This is a genomic window from Thalassovita mangrovi (assembly GCF_009857745.1).
Lineage (GTDB): Bacteria > Pseudomonadota > Alphaproteobacteria > Rhodobacterales > Rhodobacteraceae > Thalassobius > Thalassobius mangrovi.
Genome location: NZ_WWEN01000002.1, coordinates 1 through 12,944, shown reverse-complemented (window position 1 = coordinate 12,944; position 12,944 = coordinate 1). Strand labels below are relative to the sequence as shown.

Below are 12,944 nucleotides of genomic sequence, written 5' to 3'. Positions count from 1 at the left end.
ATTTTTGCCTTGCCAGAGTAAGGGTCTTTGTCACATGAAATGAACCGGGATGACGATCATGTGGGTAGCAAAGCTGTGAATACTGATGTTAGCGGCGCCCGCAGGGTATTTGGTCAAGTCAAATGGTTCGACCCTGTGAAGGGGTTCGGATTTGTGCTCGCCGAAGAAGGCGGACCGGATATCCTGTTGCACGCCAATGTACTGCGTAATTTCGGGCAGAGCTCGGTTGCAGATGGTGCGAAGATAGAAATCGTGATCCAGGAAACGGATCGCGGCATTCAGGCGACCGAGGTGTTCAGCATCGAACCCCCGGCCGGATCGGGCACGGCGGCCCTGGCCGATTTCGAGGACATCGACCCCGAAGTGATCCGCGCGGCGCCGCTGGAACCGGCGCGGGTGAAGTGGTTCGACAAGGGCAAGGGGTTTGGCTTCGCCAATGTGTTCGGCCGCAGCGAAGACGTGTTCGTGCATGTCGAGGTTCTGCGCCGGTCTGGCCTGGCCGATCTGCAACCCGGCGAAGCGGTCGGGCTGCGGGTGATCGAAGGCCGGCGCGGCCGCATGGCGACCGAAGTGTCGGCCTGGGAAACCGCGCTGAAGCAGGACGATTCCTAAATCATGATGCGGCTGGTGCGGATCGTGCTGGCCGTTTTCTGGCCGCTGCTGGCGACGCAGGCAGCGGCGCAGCAATGCCGCGACGATGCGGTGTTCCTGCAGGGCGATTGGGGCCAGGCGCGGTTTACCGTCGAAGTTGTCGACAATGATGCGGACCGGTCGCGCGGGCTGATGTTCCGCGAATCCCTGCCGCGTTCTTCTGGCATGTTGTTTCTCTATCCCACGCCGCGGCGGGTGTCGTTCTGGATGAAAAACACGCTGATCCCGCTGGACATGCTGTTCATCGACGACAGCGGGACGGTGACCCGTATTCACGACCGCGCCCAGCCGGGCGACTTGACGGCGATTGCCGGCGGCGATGCGGTCCTGGCGGTGCTGGAAATCAACGGCGGGCTGGCCGAGGCGATGGGAATCACCGAGGGCACGGTTCTGCGCCATCCCGCCTTCGATCCCGATCGCGCCGCCTGGCCCTGCGGGAATGAAAACGCCGATTAGGACTTTTCAATCCGGTTCCGCCACGCTAGACCGGCGGCGGTTCGGGGCGTAGCGCAGTCTGGTAGCGCACCTGTTTTGGGTACAGGGGGTCGGAAGTTCGAATCTTCTCGCCCCGACCAATTTCAACGACAGTTCTGGCAATGCATCCCGTCGGGCGCCGTGGGCACAGCTATTGGGCACCATATATAGTGTGCCGCCGGTTTGGGCGCCGATGCGGAAAATATCGGCGCCACGCGCGGCGGCGATTTCGGTGATGCGATTGTGCCACGGTCCCCGATGCGGCCGGAACAAGGCTGCCTCTTTTCCCGGCAAATGCCGCGGCGATGCTCGCCATTGCCGCCAGAATCATCATGGCAGGGCCGGGTATGCCTATGGCGGATTCGCGATGCCATCGTATATGTAGTGCGAAACTTTCGGTTAACCCTAGATTTTGTAGTTTTTGTGACCCTGCTACGCACGGTTCGAATTTCTCTTTGTTTCCTAAACATTTCCCGCGACGCCTTCGTGCAGCACCTGCAGAATGCCGCGTCGCAGAAGCGGAAAAGGGAATCGCGGCGCCGAAGAAACCCGGTCCGGGTCAACCGGCAAAATTTCAAAAATAGGCAAATAAACTCGTTGACCGGATAGGCGGGATTACGCCAGATTGTGGAGGCCGATTGAGGGCGCCACAACATCTAGTGGCGCCTGGGCAGCAGGGGACAGTTTCAGTTTTTCGAGCCAAGGCTCTGACGCCAACGCGGACGCTTCGCGATCCGTGGGTGGGATCGTCTGTACCTCGCACCCCGCAACATTCGGCACAGGATGCAATGACATCCCAACACTGGGACAGCCGAACACGGGGCAGCGAAATGAAAATTGAAAGAAAATTCACCAAGGCCGGGCAGGACGCATATGCCGATCTTGAGTTCGTAACCACCACGTCCGAAATCCGGAATCCGGATGGCAGCGTCGTGTTCAAACTGGATGAGCTCGAAGTGCCCTCCAGCTGGAGCCAGGTCGCATCGGACGTCATCGCGCAGAAATATTTCCGCAAGGCCGGGGTGCCGTCGGAGCTGAAGAAGGTCAAGGAAGACGGCGTGCCCGAATTCCTGTGGCGCTCGGTGCCGGCGTCGAAGGACGTGACCTTCGGTGGCGAAACCAGTTCCAAGCAGGTGTTCGACCGTCTGGCGGGCGCCTGGGCCTATTGGGGCTGGAAGGGCGGCTATTTCTCGTCCGAGGCGGACGCCAGCGCTTATTACGACGAAATGCGCTTCATGCTGGCGACCCAGAAGGCGGCGCCGAACAGCCCGCAATGGTTCAACACCGGTCTGCACTGGGCCTACGGCATCGACGGGCCGGGGCAGGGGCACCACTATGTCGATTACCAGACCGGCAAGCTGGTGAAATCGAAATCCGCCTATGAACATCCGCAGCCGCATGCCTGCTTCATCCAGTCGGTCTCGGACGACCTGGTGAACGAGGGCGGCATCATGGACCTGTGGGTGCGCGAGGCGCGCCTGTTCAAATACGGGTCCGGCACCGGCACCAACTTCTCGTCGCTGCGCGCCGAGGGGGAATCGCTGTCGGGCGGCGGCAAGTCTTCGGGGCTGATGGGCTTCCTGAAGATCGGCGACCGCGCGGCCGGCGCGATCAAGTCGGGCGGCACCACGCGCCGCGCCGCCAAGATGGTGATCTGCGATGTCGACCACCCCGATATCGAGCAGTTCATCAACTGGAAAGTTAAAGAAGAACAAAAGGTTGCCAGCATCGTCGCCGGGTCGAAGATGCACGAAGAGAAGCTGAACGCGATCTTCGGCGCGATCCGCGCATGGGACGGCAGCAGCGAAGACGCGGTCGATCCGACGAAGAACCCGGGCCTGAAGGACGCGGTGCGCGGCGCCAAGAAAGTGTCGATCCCGGAAACCTATATCAAACGGGTGCTGGATTACGCGCGTCAGGGTTATGACAGCATCGAATTCCCGACCTACGACACCGATTGGGACTCCGAAGCATACGCCTCCGTATCGGGTCAGAATTCCAACAACTCGGTCCGCGTCACCGACGCCTTCCTCAAGGCGGTGGAAAACGACGAAGACTGGGAACTGCTGCGCCGCACCGACGGCGGCGTCGCCAAGACCATCAAGGCGCGCGATCTGTGGGAAGACATCGGCCACGCCGCCTGGGCCTGCGCCGATCCGGGCATCCAGTTCCACGACACCGTCAACGCCTGGCATACCTGCCCCGAAGACGGCGAAATCCGCGGTTCCAACCCGTGCTCGGAATACATGTTCCTGGACGATACCGCCTGTAACCTCGCCTCGATGAACCTGCTGACCTTCTACAAGGACGGCGAATTCCAGGCCGAGGATTACGTGCACGCCACCCGTCTGTGGACCGTCACCTTGGAAATCTCGGTGATGATGGCGCAGTTCCCGTCCAAGGAAATCGCGCAACTTTCCTATGATTTCCGCACTCTGGGACTGGGCTACGCCAATATCGGCGGGCTGCTGATGAACATGGGTCTGGGTTACGACAGCGACGAAGGCCGCGCCATGGGCGCCGCGCTGACCGCGATCATGACCGGCGTTTCCTATGCCACCAGCGCCGAAATGGCGGGCGAACTGGGCACCTTCGCGGGCTATGAGCGCAACGCCAAGCACATGCTGCGGGTGATCCGCAACCACCGCAACGCGGCGCAGGGCAATGGGCATGGCTATGAGGACCTGGCGGTCAAGCCGGTGCCGCTGGATCACGCCAACTGCCCCGATGCGCGGCTGGTCGAGCTGGCGATGAAATCCTGGGACGAGGCGCTGGAGCTGGGCGAAAAGCACGGCTACCGCAACGCGCAGGTTTCGGTGATCGCGCCGACCGGCACGATCGGTCTGGTGATGGATTGCGACACCACCGGGATCGAGCCCGACTTCGCGCTGGTGAAGTTCAAGAAGCTGGCCGGCGGCGGTTACTTCAAGATCATCAACCGCTCGGTCCCCGCGGCCTTGGAAAACCTCGGTTATTCCAGCAGTGAGATCGAGGAAATCGTCAGCTACGCGGTGGGGCACAGCACCCTGGGCAACGCGCCGGGGATCAACCACAATTCGCTGATCGGCCACGGCTTCACCAATGCCGAGATCGAAAAGGTCGAAGCGGCGCTGGCCACCGCCTTCGACATCCGCTTCGTGTTCAACCAGTGGACGCTGGGCGAAGATTTCTGCCACAGCACCCTGGGCATCCCGAAGGAGAAGCTGAACGATCCCAGCTTCGACATCCTGACCCATCTGGGTTTCAGCAAGAAAGACATCGAGCAGGCCAACGACCACGTTTGTGGCACCATGACCCTGGAAGGGGCGCCGCATCTGAAAGAAGAGCACTACCACATCTTCGATTGCGCCAATCCCTGCGGCAAGAAGGGCAAGCGCTACCTGTCGGTCAACAGCCACATCACCATGATGGCGGCGGCGCAAAGCTTCATCTCGGGCGCGATTTCCAAGACCATCAACATGCCCAACGACGCCTCGATCGAGGATTGCAAGGCGGCGTACGAGCTGAGCTGGTCGCTGGGGATCAAGGCCAACGCGCTCTATCGCGACGGGTCGAAGCTGAGCCAGCCTTTGGCGGCAGCGCTGATCGAGGATGACGAGGAAGCGGCGGAAATCCTGGAATCCGGCACCACGCAGGAAAAGGCCAAGGTGCTGGCCGAGAAGATCGTCGAAAAGGTCATGGTCAAGGAAATCGTCCGCAGCCACCGCGAAAAGATGCCGGAACGGCGCAAGGGCTATACCCAGAAGGCGGTTGTCGGCGGTCACAAGGTTTACCTGCGTACCGGCGAATATTCCGACGGGTCCTTGGGCGAGATCTTCATCGACATGCACAAGGAAGGCGCCGGTTTCCGCGCGATGATGAACAACTTCGCCATCGCCGTGTCGGTGGGCCTGCAATACGGCGTGCCGCTGGAGGAATTCGTCGACGCCTTCACCTTCACCAAGTTCGAACCGGCGGGCATGGTGCAGGGCAATGACAGCATCAAGAATGCGACCTCGATCCTCGATTACATCTTCCGCGAACTGGCGGTGTCCTATCTGGACCGGACCGACCTGGCCCATGTGAAGCCCGAAGGCGCAAGCTTCGACGATATCGGGCGCGGCGAGGAAGAGGGCGTGTCGAACATTTCCGAGATGAGCGAAAGCGCCGCCAGCCGCAGCTTGGAAGTGCTGAAGCAGATCAGTTCGACCGGCTATCTGCGCAAGCGTCTGCCGCAGGAACTGGTGGTGCTGCAGGGCGGTCAGACCATGGGCGGCACCGCGCTGAACGGCGCCGATCCGCAAATCGCGCTGCAGACGCTGGTGCCCGAAACCATCAGCGGCGGCGAAAGCCTGAGCGCCACCACGGCGGTTGCCTCGGGCGCGGTCGGCATGGATGCGCGGGTCAAGGCCAAGATGCAGGGCTACGAGGGCGATCCCTGCGGCGATTGCGGCAACTACACGCTGGTGCGCAACGGCACCTGCATGAAGTGCAACACCTGCGGCGCGACGTCGGGCTGTAGCTAATCAAGTTTCGGGGCGGGTGCGCTCGCCCCAAAACATGGATCGGGACACAGGCAGAAAACCGAGCGGTATCAACGATACCTGATCCGTGAAACTGGCCCCCCTCTGAGGGGGCCTTTTCTTTTTTACGGCACCCCGATCGTTCAACTGTCCGTTCAGGCCCGTATGTTCAAAGGCTTACCCAAGGTAGTTGTCCTAAAACCAAGGGATTTTTCTCCGTTCTGATACTAAGCGACAAATGTAAGTCTGACAGGTTGGAGGAACCTAATGGACGCGAGCCAGATCAAATCCGAAGGCGCGACCCCCGTGAATGCAGGCGCTGCGGAGAGCGATGACCGTCAGAAAGCCATCACCGAAATCGCCAGCCGCATCGGGGGGCTGAGCATTTCGATTGCCGAAGTGTCGGGCGAAATTTCGGATACGTCGCAACGGGTCGACCGTCAGGCCGAGGTGTTCCAGGAAATCGCGGCGCAGACCGAGGAAATGGCCTCGCAAAGCCGCTCGGTGCTGGCCTCGGCGAATAACGCGGTGGAAATTTCCGGCAATGCCGAACAGCGCGTCGCCGCCACCAGCGGCAGGCTCAACACCATGGTCAGCGGGATCACCGATCTGACCGACAAGGTGACGCGGATTTCCGAACAGCTGTCGTCACTGGAAACCGCGCTGCAACGGGTGTCGCAGGTATCCGGCGAGGTGGATAATATTTCGCGCAAGACCAACCTTCTGTCGCTCAATGCCTCGATCGAGGCGGCGCGGGCCGGGCGGCACGGTCGTGGCTTCATGGTGGTCGCGCAGGAGGTCAAGGACTTGTCGAACCTGACCGGCGAGGCCACCGGCGAGATCCAGGAAACCATCGCCACCCTGTCGGGCGAATTGCGCGAGCTGATGAAGATCGCCGATCTGGCGGTGAAGTCGGCGGGCGACATCCGCCAGCAGACCGATGGCATCGGCGAAGAAATCGACGCGCTACCGGCGACCTTGGGCGAGGTTAGCTCGGCCCAGCGGGACATCCTGGCCGCGACCGGCGATATCAGCCAGGCGGTGGGCGACGTGCGCAACGCGGTGACCGAACTGTCGGGCGAGGTGACGGAATCGTCGGAAAGCCTGAAATCCGCCATCGACACGATGCAGGGGCTGACCGAAAATTCCGAGGCCCTGACCGGGATGAGCGCGCGCCTGGGCGTGGAAACCGTCGACACGCCCTATATCGAAGCGGTCAAGGCGCTGGCCAAACAGGTGTCGGAAAGCTTCGAGCAGGGGGTGAATGCGGGCCGGATTTCAATGGCCGACCTGATGGATCGCAATTACACCCCGATCCCGGGCACCAATCCGGTGCAGGTGATGGCGCGCTGCACCAATTTCACCGACGCGGTTCTGCCCGCGTTCCAGGAACCGATGCTGGATTTCGCCGACAATATCGTGTTCTGCGCCGCGGTGAACAAGGACGGTTACCTGCCGACCCATAACAAGAAATTCTCGATGCCGCAGATGCAGGACCAGATCGACTGGAACACCGCCTATGCCCGCAACCGCCGGATCTTCGACGACCGGGTGGGCTTGGCCGCCGGGCAAAGCACGCGGCCCTTCCTGCTGCAGGCCTATCGCCGCGACATGGGCAACGGGGAGTTCGTGATGATGAAGGACCTGTCGGCGCCGATCTTCGTCAACGGCGTGCATTGGGGCGGTATCCGGCTGGCCTATAAGGTGTGACGCGGGGCCCGGGTCAGTCGCGGCGCAGCGCCGCCATGATCCACAGCGCGGCCAGCACGAAGGACGCGATCGCGTTCCAGCTCGCCATCGACAGGCCGAACATTTCCCAGGCGACCTGATCGCACATCACCACGCTTGGCCCGTCGGTGGACAGCAGGTTGTTGAGGTCCAGCCCGCCGCCCGATCCGGTGCAGCTGTCCGGGCCCGGCCACCAGCCGCGTTCGATTCCGGTGTGATAGACGCCGATCCCGCCGGTGGTCGCCGCGGCCAGACCGCCAAGCCAGGCCAGCGCGCCTGCATTCAGCGACAGCGCGGCGGCGCCTATGACGATGGCGGCGGCGTGCGGCCATCTTTGCCACAGGCAGATTTCGCAAGGCGCGAAGCCGAAGAACTGGAACAGGAAAGCCCCGCCCAGCAGCGCGCAAGACCCGAGGGTGGCCAGAAAGATCAGTGTTTTACGGTCGAGTTTCGCCATCAGAGATATTTCACCAAGTAGAAGCCGCCCAGCAAGAGGAGGACGAAAAGGGTAAAGAGCAAGCCCAGCCAGCGTTCGATGAAGTTGCGGATCGGGGTGCCGAATTTCCACAGCAGCGCCGCGACGATGAAGAAGCGCAGGCTGCGGGCGACCACGGCGCTGACGACGAAGGTTGCCAGCGGCAGCCCGGTCCAGCCCGACATGATGGTGATCACCTTGAACGGGAAGGGGGTCAGCCCGGCGATCAGCACCGGCCAGAACCCGGCGGCGTTGAATTGTTCGTTGAACGACGCCATCGCGTCGGCCTTGCCCATGGTTTCCAGGATCGGGCGGCCGATTTCGTCGTAGAAAAAGGCGCCGATGGCATAGCCCAGCAACCCGCCCAGCACAGAGGCGGCCAGCGCAACGGAAGCGATCAGCCAGGCGCGCGACGGCCGGGCCAGGATCATCGGGATCATCAGAACATCGGGCGGGATCGGGAAAACGGAGGCTTCCATGAAGGAAATCAGCGCCAGGACCCAAAGCGCCCTTGGGTGGTCGGCCAAGGCCAGGGTCCAGTGATACAGTCGCATGATCATGTCCGCGCGCGCCCTTTTTGATCCCGTTACGCCACGTTGGCGTCATCTGGTCAACCGCAATCGCCGTGATCGCGCGGATGCCTGCCATCACAAAGGCTTGTAGCGACGAATGTTTGTCGGAATTTCCGGCGCTTTGCCTCTGGACGCGGGCAAAAGAGACGGGTAATTCTTCCGCAGCGTGCCCAAGTGGCGGAATGGTAGACGCAGCGGATTCAAAATCCGCCGGCTTAACGGCCGTGCCGGTTCGAGTCCGGCCTTGGGTACCACCGTATTTTTCAATCTTCAGATTTGGTATTTTCCGTATCGCCTGCCCGCCGGGGCGGGGCGGTTTTCAATCGGCGTCTTGCGGGCACATCCCGGCCTCATTTTGGCCCGATTTGCGATGAGGCGGGGGGCGCTTGATTCGTTTCACGCCAATCCGAGAGGGGAAAATCCGCCGCATTTTGCGGCTATTGTCCCCGGATAGATAACATTCTCCTAAATTTTGACACGGATATGCGGCAGAAATTTGACGGGACCAAAGTGCAGTCCTCTGTCCGACCTTTGGAAACAGTCACTCCCTCTTTGGTTGTAAATTAACCTTGATAACCATAAAAATTCCGCAAAGCAGAAATATAAACCACAAATATCGGTGAATTTTTCACCTATTCCCGCTGAATCTGGAACCAATGGATTTGGTAAATGTCCGAAATTTTGACGAAATTAGACGAAATATCGGCAAGACAATTAAAATCATCCCTTTGTCGGTAGGCCCCTCTTAAGTATGTATTGGGTGTAGCCCTACTGGGGGGATACGTCTGCTGGCTGCGGGGGCGGCCATCGAAAATTTAGGTCAAGCATTCGGTTTGGGTGCGAGGCGACGCAACTGCACGTTTTTTAAAATCGGCGGTTCGCGGCCTGATCGGCGTCTCGTTGCGGGCGCCGGGCGGGGAAGTTTTGCCTCTGTTTATCCGAACGCATAAGGCCTGTTGGATTTGGCTTCGGGCGGCACCGGACACGGCACCGCCACTGCTACGCGCAGTATGGGGATGACCCCATCGCAAAAGGTGAAAGAGGCTTGAAATGGCTGATTTGATTCTGGATTGGTCCCTGTTCGGCGATTACGGCACCAATTTGGGTGCATCGAATACCGTGGATACCGGCGGGATCGCCGTCAATGTCGGCTTCACCGCCATTGACGAAGGCGCCGAGGCATTCACCGTCAACTCGGACAACTACGTCGCCCCCGGCGAAGACTTCGACCCCAAATCGGCGCTCAAGCTGTTCGGCCTGGGCGGCGAGGGCGGCATGGACGACACCTCGACCGTGACGATGGATTTCACCTCCACCGACGAGCAATTCGGCGATGCGGTGCAGGATGTCAGCTTCCGGCTGAACGATATCGATTACGGCGCCGATCCCGACAACAGCGGCGGCATCCACTATGACTGCCTGCAAATCCTGGCCTATGACGCCGACGGCAACGCCATCCCGGTGACCATCACCCCGGGGTCGGATGTCGACCTGGCCGGCAGCTATGTCAGCGGCACGGACAGCTCCTATGAGCCGACCGACGAAGCGGCCACCGCCCTGGTGGAAATCGCAGGCCCGGTATCGCGGATCGAAATCAGCTATCACAATGGCGGCGACGACATCCAGCGGGTCTATATCAGCGACGTCCATTTCTCGACCACCGACAACGACTGCCCCGAAGACGGGCTGGACGGCATCGTCGAAGGCACCGAGGGCGACGATTATATCGACACCTCCTATACCGGCGACCCCGAAGGCGACATGGTCGATAGCGAAGACAATATCTGGCCCGGCCAGTCGCCCAACGACGACATCATCGAAGGCTACGGCGGCGACGACACCATCCTGGGCGGCGACAGCGACGACACGATCGACGGCGGCGACGGCAGCGATTCCATCGAAGGCGGCGACGGGTCGGACGTGATCACCTCGGGCCCCGGCGCTCTGGACGGCGCGCTGCCCGATATGGGCTATCCGGGCCTCTACGCTTCGGATTCCGATCCCGATAACGACCGCGACTTCGTCGATGGCGGCGACGGTGCCGACACGATCATGACCGGCGACGACGCCGACACCATCATGGGCGGCCGCGGCACCGATTATATCGATGGCGGGCTGGACGCCGACGAAATCGACGGCGGCTCGGGCGGCGACACCATCATCGGCGGCGAAGGGTCGGACACGATCTTCGGCAGCTCGGGCGACGACCTGATCTATGGCGGTCTGGATCCGTCTTACCCGGATGCGGTCAACATCCCCGACGATACCGATCTGCGCCCCGATAACGGCCAGGATTACATCCATGGCGGTGCCGGCGACGACGTGATCTATGGCGCGGATGACGACGACACGCTCTATGGCAGCTCGGGCGACGATTACCTGGACGGCCAGATTGATGACGACGAAATCTATGGCGGTTCGGGCAACGACACGCTGATCGGCGGCGCCGGCGACGACCTGCTGCAGGGCGGCGGCGGTGTCGATGAAATCGACGGCGGCGACGATGCCGACACCATCATGGGCATCACCATGGGCGAAACCGTGCATGGTGGCGCGGGCGGCAACGACGACGACACCCTGATGCTCTACGGGATCGGCGATTTCCGCCTGACCGACGTGGTGACCGACAGCGACGGCAACGGGTTCGACGGCACCATCGAATTCCTCGACGGCAATGGCGGCGTCAAGGGCACCGCGGCCTTCACCAATATCGAAAACATCGTGCCCTGCTTCACCCCCGGCACCCTGATCGCGACGACGCAGGGCGCACGGATGGTCGAGACGCTGAAGGAAGGCGACAAGGTCATCACCCGCGACAACGGGATCCAGGAAATCCGCTGGCTCGGTGCCCGCAAGATGACCGGGATCGAACTGGCGCGTGACCCCAAGCTGCAGCCGATCCTGATCCGCAAGGGCGCCCTGGGTAACGGGTTGCCGCAGCGCGACATGATGGTCAGCCCGAACCACCGGGTGCTGATCACCAACGAGAAGGTGAACCTCTACTTCAACGAAACCGAGGTCCTGGCCGCGGCCAAGCACCTGGTCGGTCTGGAAGGCATCCACAAGGTCAACGTGGTGGGCACCACCTATATCCACTTCATGTTCGACCAGCACGAAGTGGTGCTGTCGGACGGGGCCTGGACCGAAAGCTTCCAGCCGGGCGATCAGTCGCTGAAGGGGATCGGCAAGGATCAGCGCGAAGAAATCTTCACCCTGTTCCCGGAACTGCGTGAACGTGAAGGCGTCGGCAACTACCAGGCCGCGCGGCGGTCGCTGAAGAAACACGAAGCGACCCTGCTGAACTTCACCAAGTAATCTGCGTCATGCAGCACTGTCTCCGCCTCGGCGGGGGCAGCCGGAAAAGGGACCGGGGGCTGTCCCTTTTCCGACTTATACCGGGGGGATTCTGCCGTCCGCCACCGGAACTCTGCCGATTTCCATTTCTGTAACCACAGATGGAAAGAAAGCGAACAATGCCCTGATCCCGGGAAAGATGCGGATCGCGCCCCCCTACTTTGGGGCGGAACGACCTCAGTTCAGACGTAATTTCGCCGAAAGTGTCGGGCAAATTATACGAATTGATATGGAAATCGCGGGTACAGGCTGGCTTACCGTACTCGCTGATCGACGAAGCCGAGGATGACATGACCCACGGGGCCGACCTGATCGCTGCACTCCGCCACTGCGACACCCGCCTAAGGGTGCCGCGCGGAACGGGTACGGCCCATACCGGGATCATGCGACATGAGGGGGGCTGCGCGTGAACACCAGTTTCATCGCATATGGGATCGACGTCGTGACCGATCCCGATCTGGCCGTGCTGACCGGCACCGGCCAGGACGGGGCGGGGCAGGTCACGCTGCAGAACGGCAGTCAGAGCTTCACCGACACCCAGATCGTCGAGATCATCGTGGAGCAGGTCACGCTTGATGGCGAACTGACCGGAGCGACCCGGATCGTCGGCATCAACGTCTATGACAGCAAGGCCGATTTCGACGCTGGCACGGTGCTTTACGCCTATGAACCGGCCGTTGCGGGCGATGCCGCCTTGGTGCAGGAAACCGTCGCCGGGATGGGCGATGGCTATCTGCAATTCGACGCCTCAATGCTGGTCTCCTCCGATGCCGGTGCGCCGGTGCTGGGCGCGCTGTTCATCGCGCCGGGTACGGATGCAAATGACAGCTACGGCGCGCTGGTGCTGGACAATCATTCCGACACCGATCTGGACGGCGACGGCGTGATCGCCGCGGGCACGGCCGAGGTCGGCAACGGCGCGTTCAACACCGGCTATTCCGACACCGCCTATGCGCCGCCGCTGGCGGGCGATCAGGTAGTCGAGGGCGGCGACGGCGATGATTTCATCGATCCCTATTACACAGGCGACCCCGAGGGCGACCGCATCGACAATAACGACGCCGCCGACGGGTCGAACGACGACGTGGTCCGCGCCGGGGCCGGCGACGACACGGTACTGGCCGGCGACGGCAACGATTACATCGACGGCGGCAGCGGCCACGACCAGCTGGAAGGCGGCGACGGCGA

Annotated in this window: 8 protein-coding genes and 2 tRNA genes; 8 read left to right on the top strand and 2 right to left on the bottom strand. The window is 61.6% G+C overall.

The genetic code is table 11. From position 1 onward, the window contains the following. Positions 1–39 precede the first annotated feature (39 nt). The 5 genes from GR167_RS01825 to GR167_RS01805 all read left to right on the top strand — a co-directional run bounded on the left by GR167_RS01825 (position 40) and on the right by GR167_RS01805 (position 7,337). A complete protein-coding gene (locus tag GR167_RS01825) occupies positions 40–612 on the top strand; it encodes a cold-shock protein (RefSeq protein WP_160971746.1) in 573 nt (190 codons plus the stop codon). A gap of 3 nt (positions 613–615) precedes the next feature. Further along, a complete protein-coding gene (locus GR167_RS01820) occupies positions 616–1,107 on the top strand; it encodes a DUF192 domain-containing protein (RefSeq protein WP_160971745.1) in 492 nt (163 codons plus the stop codon). A gap of 42 nt (positions 1,108–1,149) precedes the next feature. After that, positions 1,150–1,226: transfer RNA gene (locus GR167_RS01815), tRNA-Pro, on the top strand. 729 nt (positions 1,227–1,955) lie between these two features. After that, complete coding sequence (locus GR167_RS01810) at positions 1,956–5,630, top strand: vitamin B12-dependent ribonucleotide reductase (protein WP_160971744.1); 3,675 nt, start codon at positions 1,956–1,958, stop codon at positions 5,628–5,630. Between the two features lie 264 nt (positions 5,631–5,894). Then, positions 5,895–7,337 carry a methyl-accepting chemotaxis protein gene (locus tag GR167_RS01805; RefSeq protein ID WP_160971743.1) on the top strand — a complete coding sequence of 481 codons (1,443 nt, stop codon included), beginning with the start codon at positions 5,895–5,897 and terminating at the stop codon, positions 7,335–7,337. Between the two features lie 13 nt (positions 7,338–7,350). On the opposite strand, the gene GR167_RS01800 is transcribed toward GR167_RS01805, so the two are convergent. Then, positions 7,351–7,812 carry a disulfide bond formation protein B gene (locus tag GR167_RS01800; protein ID WP_160971742.1) on the bottom strand — a complete coding sequence of 154 codons (462 nt, stop codon included), beginning with the start codon at positions 7,810–7,812 and terminating at the stop codon, positions 7,351–7,353. Further along, positions 7,812–8,390 (bottom strand): YqaA family protein, encoded by a 579-nt coding sequence (locus tag GR167_RS01795; RefSeq protein ID WP_160971741.1) that lies wholly within the window; start codon positions 8,388–8,390, stop codon positions 7,812–7,814. The genes GR167_RS01800 and GR167_RS01795 overlap by 1 nt, the downstream gene beginning before the upstream one ends. A gap of 180 nt (positions 8,391–8,570) precedes the next feature. Between GR167_RS01795 and GR167_RS01790 the strand changes: the two genes are divergently transcribed. The 3 genes from GR167_RS01790 to GR167_RS20225 all read left to right on the top strand — a co-directional run. After that, positions 8,571–8,656 (top strand) — tRNA-Leu (locus GR167_RS01790). Between the two features lie 796 nt (positions 8,657–9,452). Next, entirely contained in the window at positions 9,453–11,717 is a 2,265-nt protein-coding gene (locus GR167_RS01785) for a Hint domain-containing protein (RefSeq protein WP_235915820.1), read from the top strand. 445 nt (positions 11,718–12,162) lie between these two features. Continuing rightward, positions 12,163–12,944 (top strand): calcium-binding protein (locus tag GR167_RS20225; RefSeq protein WP_370741226.1); only part of this gene is annotated, 782 nt, incomplete at its 3' end.